We start from the raw sequence: 16,233 nt of genomic DNA, 5'->3' as shown, positions 1-16,233 counted from the left end.
AATATGTCGAGTGAAGCAGTCTTCTCCGGGTGAGATGAGCCTCCTGATGTTTGGGGCTGGAGTTTAATCCTTCCGATGTTTTGCGCGAAAAGCGCTTTTCCAAAATAGACGCTCCGGGGCTTTGCTGCATCCAACCGAAAGTTGGTAAAGAAAAGGGGCAAGAGACAATGAAGAGTTTTCTCTGGATGATGGGCGGGTTCTGTGCTGCGGCGGCAGGTTTTCTGGTCTGGGGCCCCAAGCGGGTTCAACCGGTGCAGGAACTGGCAAAACGGCTCGAAGTGGCTTGGGGCGATCATCATACCGTTGTTTAGCGTACCTAAAAAGGTTCCATTCAATGTGATTGCAGGGCGAACCGAGCGAGCGTATTCTGTAGATGTGCGTCAAGGTACGTCGCTGCACCCGCAATGCCGTTCCCGCCGGTCGCGTAAGCCCGGGAATACCCGATGCGTGGTTGGTTGCATACAAAGGGCAGTCCGGAGGTGGCATTGAACCCGAAAATCAAAAAACTAATCCAGAAACTTGGCGAAGCGATTCACGAGTCCGTCTCGGAATCGGAGGACATTGCCGTCGTCGTGAAAAACATCCGTGAGCAGGGTTTTGATGTGCTGCTCATGCTCGAAGCTACGATCGGACTCAACGAGGTTGAGTCAGGAAAAGGCGACGGCGAATCGGATGAACTTTTCGAGGCCGATGTCGAAAGCGGCGAAGGTCCATTCACCCCAAATGACCTCACCTTTCTGAAGTCGCTGCGCATCAGTGTAGCCGAAGAGAACACAAGGGAAGAATAAGCCTGGGTACGGTCTTTGGATCCCCCGGCCATCTTTGTCCGGTTTCGATTTTGCGCACACTGAATCAGAAAAATCAGCACACTGAATCCTCATAATGATAGACTCGCGTTTCTGTGGAAGCTCGTTCGCGGTTTTGTGCATCCGACGAAAGTAGTTCACAGTTCGTAGTCCGAGGTCGTCAATTATGAAAGATACGCTTGGTGTTCTGCTTGCCGGTGGCGCCGGTGAACGGCTGTTCCCCTTGACCCGTGACCGTGCCAAACCTGCCGTTCCTTTTGCCGGGCAGTACCGCATCATCGATAGCACGCTGTCTAACTGCATCAACTCCGATCTGCGTCGCGTCTACATTCTCACTCAGTACAAGGCGCTCTCCCTCAACCGCCACATCCGCGAAGGCTGGGGAACGGTGGTCGCCAACGAACTGGGCGAGTTCATCGAGATCCTGCCGCCCATGCAGCGCGTCAGCAAGAACTGGTATACCGGCACCGCCGATGCCGTCTATCAAAACATCTATTCCATCGGCTCTGAGGAGCCTAAATACGTCATCATTCTCTCGGGCGATCACATCTACAAGATGAACTACGGGCGCATGCTCGCCCAGCACAAGGATTCCGGCGCCGAGGTGACCCTGGCCACGCTGCCAATCTCTCCCGATGAGGTGTCGGCCTTCGGCGTCGTCGAGATTGCGCACAATGGAGACGTCACCGGTTTCGTTGAAAAGCCGAAAGAAACCAACATTCGTTCGCCCTTCACCCCGGACATGGTCGATGTCTCCATGGGTATCTACATCTTCAACACCGATGTTCTTATTCCGGAACTGTTGAAAGATGCCGAAAATCCAGACTCCAAGCATGATTTCGGGCACGACATTCTGCCCAAGCTCCTGGGCCGCTTCAAGGTGCAGGCGTTTAACTTTGTCGACGAGAACAAAACAAAGGCCCTCTACTGGCGCGACGTCGGCACTCTGGAGGCCTACTACGAAGCCAATATGGATGTTGCAGGGGTCTCGCCCACCTTCAATCTCTATGATAAGTCCTGGCCCATGCGTACCCGGCCCTACCAATATCCGCCTGCCAAGTTCGTCTTCGGCGAACCCGGGCGCACGGGTATGGCCATCAACTCCATCGTCTGCTCCGGCTCCATCGTCTCCGGAGCCGTCGTGCGCAACAGCGTCGTCTCGCACGACGTTCGTGTCAACTCTTACGCGGACGTGGACTCAAGCATCGTCTTCTCGCATGTCAACATCGGCCGCCATTGCCGTATACGGCACGCCATCCTCGATCGCGATGTCCACATTCCAGATGGCACGGTCATCGGGTACGATCCCAACGAAGACAAGAAGAATTACTTTGTCTCCGCCAGCGGCATCACGGTTGTCACCCGAGACTATTCTGTCTACGAAAACCCGGTCTCGCCGGACTTTCTCCAGCAGCGCGAAGTCTGGTAAGTAACCGCCCAATAAAAACCGGCCGCTTACTTCGCGGCCGGTTTTTTATTGAAAGTGTCTTTTCTTATTTATTGCCGAAGCGATAGACCACGCCCGCCGAGACCGCGAAGAACTCCCGCGTCTCTGTCCCAAAGTGCTCAAGAATTAGATCGGGTGAAAGCCGGAACGCCAAGTTTCTTGAGCGATTGACGTCGATGCTGCCGCCCAGCGCTGCAATCGGCTTGGTGCGGTTGGCATACAGGCCGACATCTTGGGGAGGAACGCCGCCGGTGCCGCCATCGAATACGCCATGCGCAACGCCAAAGTATCCGTGGAGGTTGACTGCGGCAAACTGGTTCTTCGGTCCGCGCAACTGTGCTCCAAGCATGCCCATGTTCATATACACCAGTGGACGGTTGATGTAGTTCGGGTTTGGAGGAATCGGCGCGCTGGGAAATACGGGAGTCGTTCCCGCTTCGCCGCGATAATCGGCAGCCAGGCCGACCCGCTTGGTCAGCCAGTAAGTTCCCAGAATCTCTCCGCCGCCCATGTTCATCCGCGTGGGCAGGTTCTGTCCGGCCTGAAAGTTCATAAAGTTCAGGCCACCATACACTTCATAGCGATTGTTATAGGTAACCGGCGGCGCTGCAGCCAGCTTGCCCTGGGCCTGCCCCATCGCTGCTGCGCCTGCACCGAACATGGCTGCCAGCAACATTCCACTTACCGCGCGTGTCCCACTCTTCCACGTCCCGGCCATCTTCAAACCCGACTTCACACTCTGCATCTTTTTTCCCAACATCTTCTCCTGCATTACCTTCATCATCCAAGATATAACGTCTGCCGCAGATCTGCCCGCTTCGCTGTATCGTATCTACAAAGAGACCGGAATTGTGGTCTATCCGTACTACCAGTTTGTGCGACAATGATATGAGCCGCCTGGAGCGTTACGCGCCCGGCTTGTAGGGAGAATTCATATGGGCGATCTATTTCAACCTTGGCATCTTGCCATCCTCGCGATCATCGTTATAGTGCTGTTCGGCGGCAAGAAATTGCCTGAACTGGGCAAAGGGCTGGGCGAAGGACTGCGCGGCTTTAAAGACGGAATGAAGGGCGTCACCGAGGAGATGAACAAGCCTACGGAGACCACCCACGCCGTCACGCCGAAGCCGGAAGAATCGATCAAGCAGCCCCACGTGTAGCCCGGACGGCGCCCGTTCAAATTTCTGACTCTTCTCTGTAGTTCTGTCCAACAGTCTCGTCGAGACCAGGCAGGCATGTATTCGTGAAACTGAAGTCGCCCTATCTCGTAAAGCCGCACGCGGCGGTTCGTCTCTCCCGCCTGCCAACCACCGAAACGGGCGACTTCGAAACCGAGGAGTCTGCGGCAGCGGTTCTCGTCAAACATCGTAGCCAGCTCAACACCCTTCAGGAAGTGTTCTACGCCAGCGAACAGAAAGCTCTGTTGATCGTTCTCGAGGGGATGGACACGGCGGGCAAAGACGGCACCATTCGCCACATCTTCTCCGGCGTCAACCCCCAGGGTTGTGATGTCACCGCCTTCAAAGTCCCGACCCCGCTGGAGGCCCGGCACGATTTCCTGTGGCGTGCTCATAATGCTGTTCCGCCCAGGGGCATGATCGGCATCTTCAACCGGTCGCACTATGAAGATGTTCTGTCGCCTCGAGTCCATAAGGTTATTTCCGGCAAGGTGGCTCGCAAGCGACTCGACAATATCAACGGGTTTGAGGACATGCTCAGCGATAACGGCGTCGTGATTCTCAAATTCTTCCTGCACATCTCCCACGGAGAGCAGACCAACCGTCTGAAGGCCCGCATCGACACGCCGGACAAGCACTGGAAGCTCTCCGAAGCAGACTTTCACGAGCGCAGGTTCTGGTCGAGCTACGAAAACGCCTACGACGATATCCTCTCCGCCACCAGTCGCAAGCATGCCCCTTGGTTCGTCATTCCCTCAGACCACAAGTGGTATCGCAACGTTGCCATTTCGCAAATCATTGTCGACGCCATGCAGGGCCTCAAACTCAAATATCCGGCTCCGACCTTGGACGCCAGTGGCATTAAGCTATAGAGCTTCACCAATGCCTCCCGGTCTGCTGCGTTTACTTAGCTATAGCTCGAGCCCCACTGTACTTCAAGTCCTAAAGTATTCAAAATAATAAACTTAAGTCTAGACTTGTGGCGGACAGATTAAACTTGAAAGCCCGGCGCGAAGCCGAGCTTGTTGTTCACCCATTGCTTTAATTGTAGCAAGGGGTGTCAATGGGAGGGGCGCGAGAGGAAAAGTTAGCCCCTCGCCTACGAATGCTTACAGCGTAATCATCACCACTGCTGCCGCTGCCACCAACATTCCAATCCCTTGCCGCCGCGTTGGTCGCTCGCTCAGCATCCAGGCCGCCAGCAATATCGTTGACGCCGGATAAAGCGAGGCCAGTACTGCCGCTACATCCAGACGCCCGGCCCTTGTTGCGGCAATGAACAGCAGATTGCCCGAAGTATCCAGCACCGCTGTTGTCAGCGCCCAACGCACCGCCGCACGCGTTAACCGGCCCTGAGCGATCGCCGAAGTCTTCGAACTGAACGAAAGTCCCAGCAGCATCAAAGAGCAGACGGTGAGGCTGCCCATCCTTGCCGTTGCCATAGGCCAGAGAACGCCCGCGACGCCAGCCATCTTCAGCGCCACAAAATAAATCCCGAACCCTGTCCCCGCCACGAGTGCGAGCCAGATTGTACCCGTCTTCGCTGGGACAGCTTCAGCATTCGGTCCCGCGGCAATCAGCCATATAGCCGCGCCCGCCACCACGAATCCCACGATGCGAAGCAGACCCGGCGACCCTTCGCTGGCAATCGCGACCGCAGCCGGAATAGCCGCAGCCAGCAGACCGCTCAAGGCGGCTGAGGCCCCCATCGCTCCCCGCGAGAGCGCGACGTAGAAACACGCCAGCGAGATCCCTCCTGCGACTCCGGCCCCGATTCCCCAAGCAAGTGCAGCGCCATGTGGAAACAAATCGCCACGCCAGCGGGCGACGGCCACGAGCACGGCAAAGCTTGCCGCATGGCTCACCAGAATCACCCGCAGTGCGCCACCCATCGTGCCGCCGGCGTTCTTTGCGCCCATTCCGCCGGAAAAATCTCCTCCGCCCCATAAAACTGCCGCCGCCAGGGCCAGCAGAGCATTCACATGCAGCAGGGTGCGCCTACTTTCCGCGGACGACGACCGACGGCTTGATATCCTCCGCCGTTGGGTAATAGCCCTTCTTCGCAATTACGGTCAGGTTGGGCCGCATCACCTTTATTTCAAGAGACCGGTACTTCCCATCGATGAACGGCTCATGGGTGTAATAGCCGACGGTGTACTGGTTGCGCACCTCTCCGGCAATCCTGGCAAAGCTTTGTTCGATGCCCTTTTGCCGGAATTCGCCATCAAGATTGCCGCCCGTCGCTTCGGCATAGGACTTGAGAACGTTGTCCCGCATCATCAGCGGCAGATGGATATGGTCAAGGAAGCCGACCACGGGAAGGGAAGAGTCGCCCACCAGCGTTCCATACACGGCGATCTTATTGGTCTGGAGGTACTTCACAACCTCTTTGAAGCTCGCCGTGCTGCCATACTCTTTGCCATCGCTGATCACATAGACGACTCGCCGCCGTCCGCTGCGCGTCTTCGCTAGGTGGGTTGCGGCAGCCAGAATGGCGTCGTTCAGCGTGTGCACTTCTTTGGGAACGTTCAGCGTACCGCTCAGGCTGGTGCCGTGGGTCGCATTCGTATTGGGGTCGATATAGCTGTTTGCGCCGCCATTGGTATTGATGTTCTGTGAGAGCGGGCCGCTGGTATAAGCCATCGCGCCTTCGCGTCCGGTCGACTTCGACCGCTCCAGTACTGCGCTCACCCGGGCGCTCTGCGCAGCCGTGAAGTCCGTCTGCATTCTTGGGCCGTTGTTATAGGTAAAAACGGCGATCTCGTCGTAGGGCGCAAACGCTCCCTGCAAAGCCTCCAGAGCATTGTTGACCTTCGTCATATTGTCGTAGGTCATGCTCTGGTCGATGACCAGCGCTACCGACAATGGAAATGGATCAACCGTGAACAGGGCCATCTGCTGCCGTAGGCCGTTCTCATACACGCGCACATCGCGCCACGTCAGCCCCGGTACCGGACGGCCCTTGTTGTCCTTCACTGTAAACGGCACTTCGACAAAGTTTGTCTGTACATGCAGCGTAAAAGCTTCTGGCCCCTGTCCTGCTTCGGGAATCTCAGGCGGCGTTCCCTGCGCGGCCTTCTCAGCCGGCGTCTGCGGCAGACTGCTCGGGGGCGCCTCCGCATCCGGGCTCGAAGAGGTGGCGTCACTATCGTCGGCAGTCGTGCCCTTGCCCGGCGCAACCGCATTGAACGGTGTCGCTTGCTGCGGCTTTGGAGCATCGGGAATCGCCTGTTGCTGTGCCACTGTTTGCGGTGTGTTGTCCTGTGCTACCGTTTGCCGTGCCTGCTGCGCCAGCATCATGCATGCCACAGCTCCCGCCAATATGCTGTACTTCACCACGAACGCCCCCCAATGACCTTCCAGCCGGGATCCTATCCAGAATTATCCCGCCAACTACCAGACTACCAGCGCGACCGCCGCGCCGCCATCCCAGCTAAGCCTTTTGGTTGGACGCTGTACCACCCCCTTATGTTGCGCCCTTCTCTCTACAGCGACGCTGCATTTTTCCGCTGACTCCACCCAATCTTCGTCGTCTAATGAGGTATGCGCCCCTTTGCCTCCGTTGCCGCCTTATTGCTTGGTCTCTCTCTCCCTCTTCACGCGCAGGAAGCTCCCTCGCCCGACGGGCCACCGCCGGCCAGCACCGCCGTCGCCCAGCCACGTGACGACCAGGATATCGAGACCCTCAAGGTCAACGTCAATCTCGTCAACGTCTACTTCTCCGTGCGCGACAAGGACGGCTTCATCACCAACCTCCACAAGGACGACTGCTCGATCTTCGAAGATAGGGTCCCCCAGACAATCAAGAATTTCACCCAGGAAAAGAAGCTTCCACTCACCATCGGCATTCTGCTCGATACCAGCGGTAGCCAGCAGAACGTCCTTTCGCTGGAACAGCAGTCCGGCGCCGAGTTCCTGAAAGACGTTCTTACCCCCAAAGACGAGGCCTTCCTCATCTCCTTCGACATTAACGTCGATCTTCTCTCGGACTACACCAACAATCCGCGCGAGCTGAAGCGTGCCATCGACAAGGCAACCATCAACACCGGCGCCGGCACCGGCTCGGTCACCGGCAACGGGTCTCCTCGTGGGACCTTGCTCTATGACGCGGTCTTCCTCGCCGCCCACGATAAGCTTCGCCAGGAGGCTGGTCGCAAGGTCATCGTCATGCTCACCGACGGCGGCGACCAGGGTAGCCAGGAGACGCTCAAGTCCTCCATCGAGGCCGCTCAGAAAGCCAACACCATCGTCTACGTCATCCTCATCGCGGATCGCCGATTCTACGGTGGAGGCTTCGGCATCAATCTCGCAGACACTGGCGCTGCGGACATGGAGCGCCTGGCAAGAGAGACGGGTGGCCGCGTCATCAACGTCGGCAATAACGGCAAAAAACTCGAAGATGCCTTCGATCAGATTCAGGACGAGCTGCGCACCCAGTACCTCGCCAGCTACACCCCCACCAACCTGAAGGTCGACGGCACCTTCCGCACGCTCAACATCACCTGCCAGAAAGGTCAGAAGGTGCAGGCCCGCAAAGGGTACTACGCCCTCGCCGATTCCATGGGCAACAATGATTGAGTCAAACGGGCATATTCCAAAAAGTGAAAGCCGACGAGCGACCGTCGGCTTTCACTTCATAAGTATCTGTACTTCCTGCTAACGCTATGCAAACACCAAACACTGCGGAGCAGCCAGCTCAAAGCTCTTCCCCGAATTCGCCAGTTTGCCTGTCTTTGCATCGCGCGCGAAGACGGAGATGTTGTTTGAGACCTGGTTTGCGACCAGCAGCCAGCGGTCGTTCGGGCTCAGCGCAATATGCCGTGGAATCTTACCGCCACAGGAGGTCCGCTCCATCAAGGCCAACTTGCCATCCGTCTCCGAGATAGTAAACGAAGCCATAAAGTCGTTGATTCGGTTCGCCACATAGGCAAAGCGACCCTTGCTGTCGAAGATAATGTCGCACCCGCCGGTCTCGCCCTTGTATCCCTCGGGATTCAACTCGACTGTCTGAATCGCCTCGAGCGTTCCTGCCTCCGCGTTCCAGTCGAAGACAACCACCGTCGACGTCATCTCGGTGACACAGTAGGCCCATTTGCCGTTGGGATGGAAGCAAAGCGCACGCGGCCCCGCGCCGGGAGCGGACTTCCATGCCGGAGGCTCATTCGGTGTCAGCTTAGCCGTCTTCGCATCCAGCTTGTAGATATGAATCTCATCGAGCCCAAGATCGTTGATCAGCAGAAACCGGTTGTCCGGCGACACGGTCACGCGGTGCGCATGGGGTTTATCCTGACGATCCTTATTCGGTCCATGCCCCTCGTACTGAAAGAAGCTGACCGCTTTGCTGAGATGCCCATCGTCGCTTACATGAAAACTGGCCGCGCTGCCGCCGTTGTAGTTGGCGACAAAGGCGCAGTGGCCGGTGTGGTCCACGGCGACGTGGCAGGTTCCAGGGCCACCTGTAGGCTCCGCATTGATCTCGGTGAGGTGTCCGGTGCTGCGGTCGAGATTGAATCCCGTGATGCCGCCGCCGGTCGTTCCGGCAAAATCGCTGGCCTCACTGACTGAAAACAGCCGCTTGCCGCCGGGAGCAAGCGCCATGAAGGTCGGGTTTTCGATCGTCGCGGCGAGCCCGGTCTGCTTCAGCTCTCCCGTCGCCTCATCGAACGAGTACGCGTAGATTCCCTTGCTCGCGCCCGTCGTCTGTGTTCCTACTAGTAACAGCTCGTCTTTACTTCCAACGCCCGCGTTTGCCAGTGAAGCACTCGCTGCCAATGTAGCTGCTGCCGAACTCTGCATAAATTTTCGCCTCGTCATTCCCTGCATTCAGACACTCCTTGATATTGTGCCACCCGCAAAGTCTATGCTTCCATCGCTCCTGAGTACACCGCCATCCCCGCTACGGCATCGACGCCCATTGCATCCAGAGCGTCTACTTCGGCGCGTTCTTTGATTCCTCCGGCAACGATAAGCTGCCGCCCCGTCGTGGCCCGCAGGACTGCCGCTACATCCATCGGGAAACCCGTCATTGTTCCTTCCGTATCGACATGCGTATAGAGAAACGCGGCGCAATAATCCTCCAGCCACGTAACGGCCTCTTCAGGAGTCAGGTCCACCGAATCCTTCCACCCCTTTACCGCGACCTTGCCGCCCTTGGTATCCACGCTGAATACAAGCGCATCCTCACCCAGCGCTTTTTTCAACCCGGCGGCGAACTCCTTGTTCACACCCGAGGCGCCAAACAGACTCGACCCATAGATCACGCGCTTTGCACCAGCATCGAGCAACGCCTGTCCATCCGCAGCGCTCTTCAAGCCGCCGCCCACCTGACAGGGGAGCCGCTTGCAGATCATCTCGATCAACGCGCGATTATCTCCCTGCCGCATCGCCGCATCGAGATCGATCAACTGCACCACGGGATACTTTGAAAATCGCTCAATCCAGTACTCAAAATCATCGAAGGCCAGCTTCAGCTTCTCGCCCTGCACCAACTGCACAATCCGGCCACCCATCAAATCAATCGAAGGTATCAACATGCTTTCTTTCCCCTTATAAAACGTCATCTCGACCGAAGCGTAGCGCAGTGGAGAGACCCCTGTATTTTGTTTTTGCTGATGCCTGTTCTTAAATCCGTATATCCGTATGAATCGGCGGTCGGTTTCAGCAAGGCAGCCGCACAGAGATCCCGGCCCGCTGTAATTCCGCTTTCAACTCGCGCGAATCTGTAACTCCAAAATGAAAGATGCTGGCCGCCAAAGCAGCATCGGCCTTGCCTCTGCCAAAGACCTCAGCGAAATGGGCAGCCGATCCAGCACCGCCTGAGGCAATCACCGGAATCTGCACGGCCTCACTCACTCGCGCAGTCAGCTCGCAATCAAATCCGTTACGCATCCCATCCGTATCCATCGATGTCAACAAAATCTCCCCTGCCCCGCGTCTCTCGGCCTCGCGAGCCCAATCGACAACTCGCAATCCCGTAGGCTTGCGGCCCCCACTCACATAAACTTCGGCGTCTTCCACCCCTGCTGTGCCGCGACGAGCATCGATCGCCACAATCACTGCCTGCGCCCCAAAGCTGCCGCCGATCTCGCCAATCAACTCCGGCCTGGCAATGGCAGAAGAGTTGATGCTCACCTTGTCCGCTCCCGCATCGAAGACCGCCGCCGCATCCTCCGCACTGCGAATCCCGCCGCCCACAGTAAACGGAACGAACAAAGTCGCAGCTGTCCGCTTCACCGTATCGAGCAGCGTCCCGCGTCCTTCATGTGTTGCCGTAATGTCCAGCAGCACAATCTCATCGGCGCCTGCCGCAGCATGGCGATGCGCCAACTCCGCCGGGTCGCCGGCGTCGACGATGTCCACAAACTGAACACCCTTCACCACGCGCCCGCCGCGCACATCCAGACAAGCAATAATCCGTTTCGTCAGCATCTATCCCAGCCTCGCCGGCACAGCCGCCGGTACGTCAACCTCAGTTCCCTCGCAGACAACTCGAGCCAGCGCATCCATATTCTCGATTACTGATCCGTGCTCCACGAACCACTCCACGAGCAACCCCTGCCTCGGCGCAGATACATGGAAATCCATCGCTCCATCGGTCAATGTGCAGACTGCCTGTCCCGTCCCTACGAGCGACCCCGCGGGCACCAGTTGCTGCACAAACGTATACGAAGGCTCATTGCCTGCAATCTTCAATTCATAGATAAAGGGCATGTCTACAACTCCACGAAGTTCTTCAAAACCTGTAAGCCCACGGCGCTCGACTTCTCCGGATGAAACTGCACACCCATTACATTCTCCTGCTCAACAACTCCCGTAAACGCTCCTCCATACTCTGTAACCGCAGCAGTTGCATTGACCACGGGGGCACGCCACGAATGCGTGTAATAAACAAACCCGCCATCCTGCACGCCACGCAGCAGCTTCGAATTGCTCCGCACGTTCTCCAATGAGTTCCATCCCACATGCGGCGACTTCAACTCTGCGCCCTCAAACGAAGCAGGGAAGCGTTCGCACATTCCAGCAAAGTGTCCCAGTCCCGGAATCCCCGGAGCTTCCGTCGAACCTTCAAACAACCACTGCAAACCAACACAAACTCCCAGAAACCAAGCACCCTTCGCAACACTCTCCCGCACCGCCTCAGTTAGTCCAAGATCAGTCAGCAACTGCGTAGCCTGAAAGTGCCCCACTCCCGGCAGCACTACCTTCGCCGCCGAGCGCACCACCTCCGGGTCCTGCGTCACCTGCGTCTCAGCGCCAAGATACTTCAGCGCCTTCACAACGCTGGTCAGATTTCCCGCTTTGTAATCAATGACCGCAATCACAGCAATCCCTTTGTCGAAGGCAACATCTCCCGCATCCGCTCATCGCGCGAGCAAGCCCCGCGCAACGCCCTTGCAAACGCCTTGAAGATCGCTTCGATCTTGTGATGATTCGAACGGCCATACATCGTCTTCACATGCACATTGGCCTTCGCGCCGCGAGCAAAGCCATCGAAGAAGTCCGCCAGCAGCTCACTCTGGAAGTCGCCAACCAGTCGCACCTTCACCTTGTCATCGACGACGTAAGCCACGCGACCGCTCAGGTCTACAGCGGCAACGGCGAGCGTCTCATCCATGGCCATCACAAAGTAGCCGGCGCGCATGATGCCCTTCTTATCGCCCAAGGCCTTATTGAAGGCCTCGCCCAACGCAATCCCAACATCTTCGACGGTATGGTGCTGATCCACATCCAAATCGCCGGTGCACTTCAGCGTCAGATCGAAACCGCCATGCCGTGTAAATAGTTCCAGCATGTGGTCGAAGAATCGTATGCCGGTGGAGACTTTATAAACACCCTGCCCGTCGACGACGAGCTTCAACGCAATCTGCGTCTCCGTCGTATCGCGCTTCACTGTTCCTGTCCGAACCTTGCTCAAGCTCTTAGCCATTACTCAAACTCCCTCTCCCCATCGCTGCTCTGCTGAGCTACATTTACCTCAACAGGCTTCCATCCAATCTCTTCGAGTGACGACCGCAAGGCCGCGAGCCCTATCCGCACATGCTCCTCGATCCCAATCGTGATGCGCACAGAACCATTGCATCCCGGATCGGCTGAGCGGTCGCGCAGCAGCACGCCATGCGCACGCATCGCCGCGACCAGTTCCTTATGCTTCGGCCCAATCTTCATCAGCACAAAGTTCGCGTGACTCGGAAAGTAGGGAACACCCAATTCGTCGAGTCCGCGCATCATCCGTTCCCGGCCCACTCGCACCTGCTCCACGTACCATGCGAGGTAGTCTTCGTCAGCCAGCGCTACGGTCAGGCAATCGAGAGCGACGCCATTGACGTTGTAAGGAGAACTAACCTTGCGCACATACTTCATCAGCGCGGCATTTCCAGCCAACATGCCAATCCGCAGATTCGCCAGCCCGTAGGCCTTCGAGAACGTCCGCGCCACTAGTAGGTTTGGTACAGCCGACAGGTCTCCCATCGTTGTCTCACCATGAAAGTGGTAGTAGGCCTCATCCACCATCAAGACTGCTTGTGGGGCGGCCCGTGCAATTGCCAGCAGGTGCTCACGGCTCACCACGGCGCCGGTAGGGTTGTTGGGAGATGACACAATAATCAGTTTCGTCCGTTCTGTAATAGCAGCAACGAATTTTTCAAATGGAAATTGTAGCGTTTCATCTGCTTGTACCTTGCGCAGGTTTGGCGTCATCATCATAACGCTCACGTCGTACATGAAGAAGCCCGGCGTGCAGATCACAGCTTCGTCGCCTTCTTCCAGAAACGCACAACACACCAGGTGGATAGCCTCGTCCACGCCATTGGTCAGCAATACCTCATCGGGCTTCAATCCAAAGTGCGCTGCCGCAATCCGCTCCGCCGGTTCGCGCTCGGGGTACTTCGTCAATCCTTCTGCCGTGACCTCGCGCAGACGCTCGATTACCTTAGGCGAAGGCGCAAAGGTGTTCTCGTTGAAGTCCAGTCGCAGCGCATCCCGTCCCGCCAGCGGTGGGTGATACTCCGGCATGCCCAACACTGCCTTGCGAGGCTTCACTTCCGTAACAACGCTCATCGCATCCTCACTCGAACACTCTCCGCATGGCCGACCAGTCCCTCGGCCTCAGCCAGCGCAATCGCATGAGGGCCAATCTTCCGCAGCCCTTTGCGCGTGTACTCCTGCACGGTAATCACCTTTACAAAATCCATCACGCTCAAGCCTCCGCGCAGCCGCCCCACGCGGCCAGTGGGCAACACGTGATTCGGCCCTGAGACATAGTCTCCCATTGACTGCGGAGCATAGGCACCCACGAAGACACTCCCTGCATTGCGAACCCATTTCAAATCCGCTGCTGCATCGACAGTCAGATGTTCCGGAGCTAAGCGGTTTGTCAGCTCCCGCGCCTCTGCAACCGATTCAGTTACAAATATGCAGCCTTGCGCTGCCAGCGACTGCTTCGCAATCGCATTTTTTGCCGACTGCAACTTCACCGCGGCGGCAACATCCTTTGCCAGCGCTTCACTGCTCGTAATCAAAATAGCCAACGCTTCAGGATCATGTTCCGCCTGCGCCACCAGGTCCGCTGCAATCCCCGCTGCATCTCCAGTCTCGCTTGTAACCACAATCTCAGTCGGCCCCGCGGGCATATCAATTCCGCACTCCGTCGAAACAATTGTCTTTGCCGCAGTTACAAATAGATTTCCCGGTCCTACAATCTTATCGACGCGGCCAATCGTCTCTGTCCCAAAGGCCATTGCCGCAATCGCCTGCGCGCCACCCACGCGATAAAACTCAGTCACTCCGGCAAGCCATGCAGCAGCCATCGTCTCCCGCGCCGGCTTGGGTGAGCACACTACAATTCGCTCCACTCCCGCCACCTGCGCCGGAGTTACTGTCATCAGCAGCGTCGAAGGCAGCGGGTATCGTCCTCCCGGCACATAGCAACCCACACTTCCCAGCGGCCGAACAATCTGCCCTGTCTTCACGCCCTCTGCCGGAGCAATCGTCCACTCCTTCGGCTTCTGCGCCTCGGCGAATGCAAGGATATTGCCACGCGCCACCATCATCGCCGCCTGCAACTCTGGAGCAGTATCGTCCCAGGCGACATGCATCTCCTCACGAGAGACCAGCAGGGCTTGCCCCTTCGCCAATCCATCAAACTTGGCAGCATACTTTCGCAGTCCGGTATCGCCACCCTTGCGAACATCCGCAAGAATCCGCCGCACCACCGGTTCCACCTTCGCCGTGTTTGCTGCTCCACGCTGCTCCAGTGTCTCCACCAGAGCGGCGGCCGCCGCCTTACTCCGCCCAAATGTTCGTACCAGCTTCATCCATGAACTCCGAATACCAGCGCCCGGCTCTCAACAAGAGCCAGGCGTGAAAAGCCATCGTTACAGTACAACCTTGCTCAACGGATACTCCACAATCCCAGTAGCGCCAGCGGCCTTCAGCTTCGGAATCACATCCCGAACCTCAGCCTCATCCAGAATCGTATTCAGCGCAATCCATCCTTCATCGCTAAGCTGTGAGATCGTCGGCGAATTCAACGCCGGGAGCACGCCAATCACTGCATCCAGCGCTTCCTTGCGAGCATTCAGCATCAACCCCACACGACCTTGAGCCGCAATCGCAGCATTCAGCATCAGCGAAATGTTGCCGATCTTCTCCCGCTTCCAGGCATCCTTGTATGCGGTTTTGTTCGCGATCAACTGCGTCTCGCTCTCCATCAGCGTCTCGATAATCCGCAGCCGGTTGGCCCGCAGTGAGCTACCTGTTTCTGTGACTTCGACAATCGCATCGGCCAGCGTAGGTGGCTTCACCTCAGTCGCGCCCCAGCTAAACTCCACCTTCACGGGAATGTTTTTGCTTGCAAAGTATCGCTTCGTAAACTCAACCAGTTCGGTAGCAATAATCTTGCCCGCCAAATCCTCAGGCTTCTGAAAAGGCGAGTCTTCGGGAACTGCGAGCACCCACTTTACCTTCTGCCGGCTCTGCTTGCTGTAGGTCAGGCTGGTGACGTATTCCACATCCGTCTCATTCTCCAGAACCCAATCGTTGCCCGTCAGTCCAGCATCCAGCGCACCATGCTCGACATAGCGCGCCATCTCCTGAGCACGCACCAGCATGCACTCAATCTCGGCATCGTCGATAGAAGGGAAGTAGCTCCGCCCATTCGCGAAGATTCTCCAACCTGCTCGCTCAAACAACGCAATCGTCGCATCCTGCAGACTGCCCTTGGGAATCCCCAGCTTCAGCTTCTTCGCACCAGACATTACGCTTTCTCCGTTTCAATATTTTTGGTAAAGCAACTCACCGTGCCCTCGTGGCACACCAGCCCATCGCCCTCGACCTCTACCTTGAAGAGCAGAGCATCGTTGTCGCAATCCGTTGCGGCCGAGATCACCTTCAGCCGATTGCCGCTGGTCTCGCCCTTCATCCAAAGCTTGCTCCGCGTCCGGCTCCAGAAGGTCACAAAACCTGTCTCCAGCGTCTTCGCATAGCTCACTTCGTTCAAAAAGCCGAGCATCAGCATCTCGCCCGTCTTCGCATCCTGCACGATGCCCGGAACCAGGCCATCCATCTTCGCAAAATCAATCTTTACCGCTTCCATCGTCTTTCTCCTTAGTCTCTCTTCGGCCATCCAACATGCCATTGGGCAAACGGGCAGCAAAAAAGGCCCGCTCGCGATATGCGCGTTAGCGGGCCTTTCCAATCCTTAGTATGCGTTCGTTACTTCGCCACACCGGACACAGCCGCCAACACGCTTTGCGCATGATGATGGTGATGGCCGTGATGCTGGAGACGAACGCTCATTACGTTT

General features: G+C 57.2%; 19 protein-coding genes. 6 read left to right on the top strand and 13 right to left on the bottom strand.

Annotated elements, in window-relative coordinates; genetic code table 11:
• The first annotated feature begins 50 nt into the window (after nucleotides 1-50).
• The 3 genes from P4G45_RS13715 (at nucleotide 51) to glgC (ending at nucleotide 2,235) form a co-directional block, all read left to right on the top strand.
• Nucleotides 51-311 (top strand): hypothetical protein, encoded by a 261-nt coding sequence (locus P4G45_RS13715; protein WP_348267042.1) that lies wholly within the window; start codon nucleotides 51-53, stop codon nucleotides 309-311.
• Nucleotides 312-479: 168 nt separating this feature from the next.
• The gene (locus tag P4G45_RS13710; RefSeq protein WP_348267041.1) at nucleotides 480-788 is read left to right on the top strand and encodes a hypothetical protein; all 309 of its coding nucleotides are present in this window, start codon (nucleotides 480-482) and stop codon (nucleotides 786-788) included.
• A 184-nt stretch (nucleotides 789-972) separates the two neighbouring features.
• A complete protein-coding gene (gene glgC / locus P4G45_RS13705) occupies nucleotides 973-2,235 on the top strand; it encodes a glucose-1-phosphate adenylyltransferase (protein WP_348267040.1) in 1,263 nt (420 codons plus the stop codon).
• Between the two features lie 64 nt (nucleotides 2,236-2,299).
• On the opposite strand, the gene P4G45_RS13700 is transcribed toward glgC, so the two are convergent.
• Nucleotides 2,300-3,037, bottom strand: a complete 738-nt coding sequence (locus P4G45_RS13700; protein WP_348267039.1) for a hypothetical protein — start codon at nucleotides 3,035-3,037, stop codon at nucleotides 2,300-2,302.
• A gap of 151 nt (nucleotides 3,038-3,188) precedes the next feature.
• Here P4G45_RS13700 and tatA point away from each other — a divergent pair, with 151 nt between their 5' ends.
• Both tatA and P4G45_RS13690 read left to right on the top strand, forming a co-directional pair.
• Nucleotides 3,189-3,413, top strand: coding sequence for a twin-arginine translocase TatA/TatE family subunit (gene tatA, locus P4G45_RS13695; protein WP_348267038.1), 225 nt, complete (start codon nucleotides 3,189-3,191; stop codon nucleotides 3,411-3,413).
• 83 nt (nucleotides 3,414-3,496) lie between these two features.
• A complete protein-coding gene (locus tag P4G45_RS13690; protein WP_348267037.1) occupies nucleotides 3,497-4,303 on the top strand; it encodes a polyphosphate kinase 2 family protein in 807 nt (268 codons plus the stop codon).
• A gap of 237 nt (nucleotides 4,304-4,540) precedes the next feature.
• Here P4G45_RS13690 and P4G45_RS13685 read toward each other — a convergent pair whose 3' ends face one another.
• Both P4G45_RS13685 and P4G45_RS13680 read right to left on the bottom strand, forming a co-directional pair.
• Complete coding sequence (locus P4G45_RS13685) at nucleotides 4,541-5,413, bottom strand: EamA family transporter (RefSeq protein WP_348267036.1); 873 nt, start codon at nucleotides 5,411-5,413, stop codon at nucleotides 4,541-4,543.
• A gap of 16 nt (nucleotides 5,414-5,429) precedes the next feature.
• Complete coding sequence (locus tag P4G45_RS13680) at nucleotides 5,430-6,770, bottom strand: VWA domain-containing protein (RefSeq protein ID WP_348267035.1); 1,341 nt, start codon at nucleotides 6,768-6,770, stop codon at nucleotides 5,430-5,432.
• Nucleotides 6,771-6,974: 204 nt separating this feature from the next.
• Here P4G45_RS13680 and P4G45_RS13675 point away from each other — a divergent pair, with 204 nt between their 5' ends.
• Nucleotides 6,975-8,009 (top strand): VWA domain-containing protein, encoded by a 1,035-nt coding sequence (locus P4G45_RS13675; protein ID WP_348267034.1) that lies wholly within the window; start codon nucleotides 6,975-6,977, stop codon nucleotides 8,007-8,009.
• Between the two features lie 84 nt (nucleotides 8,010-8,093).
• On the opposite strand, the gene P4G45_RS13670 is transcribed toward P4G45_RS13675, so the two are convergent.
• The 10 genes from P4G45_RS13670 to hisI all read right to left on the bottom strand — a co-directional run bounded on the left by P4G45_RS13670 (nucleotide 8,094) and on the right by hisI (nucleotide 16,023).
• Nucleotides 8,094-9,245: a lactonase family protein gene (locus P4G45_RS13670; RefSeq protein WP_348267033.1), complete on the bottom strand. Its 1,152-nt coding sequence runs from the start codon at nucleotides 9,243-9,245 to the stop codon at nucleotides 8,094-8,096.
• Between the two features lie 44 nt (nucleotides 9,246-9,289).
• A complete protein-coding gene (locus tag P4G45_RS13665) occupies nucleotides 9,290-9,964 on the bottom strand; it encodes a HisA/HisF-related TIM barrel protein (protein ID WP_348267032.1) in 675 nt (224 codons plus the stop codon).
• A 124-nt stretch (nucleotides 9,965-10,088) separates the two neighbouring features.
• Nucleotides 10,089-10,859 carry an imidazole glycerol phosphate synthase subunit HisF gene (gene hisF / locus P4G45_RS13660; protein ID WP_348267031.1) on the bottom strand — a complete coding sequence of 257 codons (771 nt, stop codon included), beginning with the start codon at nucleotides 10,857-10,859 and terminating at the stop codon, nucleotides 10,089-10,091.
• Entirely contained in the window at nucleotides 10,860-11,141 is a 282-nt protein-coding gene (locus P4G45_RS13655) for a biotin/lipoyl-containing protein (RefSeq protein WP_348267030.1), read from the bottom strand.
• Between the two features lie 2 nt (nucleotides 11,142-11,143).
• The gene (gene hisH / locus P4G45_RS13650; protein WP_348267029.1) at nucleotides 11,144-11,752 is read right to left on the bottom strand and encodes an imidazole glycerol phosphate synthase subunit HisH; all 609 of its coding nucleotides are present in this window, start codon (nucleotides 11,750-11,752) and stop codon (nucleotides 11,144-11,146) included.
• Entirely contained in the window at nucleotides 11,749-12,357 is a 609-nt protein-coding gene (hisB, locus tag P4G45_RS13645; RefSeq protein ID WP_158910151.1) for an imidazoleglycerol-phosphate dehydratase HisB, read from the bottom strand. Before hisB ends, hisH begins: the two co-directional genes overlap by 4 nt.
• The gene (gene hisC / locus P4G45_RS13640; protein WP_348267028.1) at nucleotides 12,357-13,487 is read right to left on the bottom strand and encodes a histidinol-phosphate transaminase; all 1,131 of its coding nucleotides are present in this window, start codon (nucleotides 13,485-13,487) and stop codon (nucleotides 12,357-12,359) included. Before hisC ends, hisB begins: the two co-directional genes overlap by 1 nt.
• Nucleotides 13,484-14,743: a histidinol dehydrogenase gene (gene hisD / locus P4G45_RS13635; RefSeq protein WP_348267027.1), complete on the bottom strand. Its 1,260-nt coding sequence runs from the start codon at nucleotides 14,741-14,743 to the stop codon at nucleotides 13,484-13,486. The genes hisC and hisD overlap by 4 nt, the downstream gene beginning before the upstream one ends.
• Before the next feature lie 60 nt (nucleotides 14,744-14,803).
• Entirely contained in the window at nucleotides 14,804-15,685 is an 882-nt protein-coding gene (gene hisG / locus P4G45_RS13630; RefSeq protein ID WP_348267026.1) for an ATP phosphoribosyltransferase, read from the bottom strand.
• Complete coding sequence (hisI, locus tag P4G45_RS13625; protein ID WP_158910147.1) at nucleotides 15,685-16,023, bottom strand: phosphoribosyl-AMP cyclohydrolase; 339 nt, start codon at nucleotides 16,021-16,023, stop codon at nucleotides 15,685-15,687. The genes hisG and hisI overlap by 1 nt, the downstream gene beginning before the upstream one ends.
• Nucleotides 16,024-16,233 lie beyond the last annotated feature (210 nt).

It is taken from the genome of Edaphobacter paludis, from assembly GCF_039993895.1.
In the GTDB taxonomy this organism is placed as follows: Bacteria; Acidobacteriota; Terriglobia; order Terriglobales; family Acidobacteriaceae; genus Edaphobacter; species Edaphobacter paludis.
Note: the sequence above shows the minus strand (reverse complement) of the source record. Positions and strands in the feature narration are given on the sequence as shown.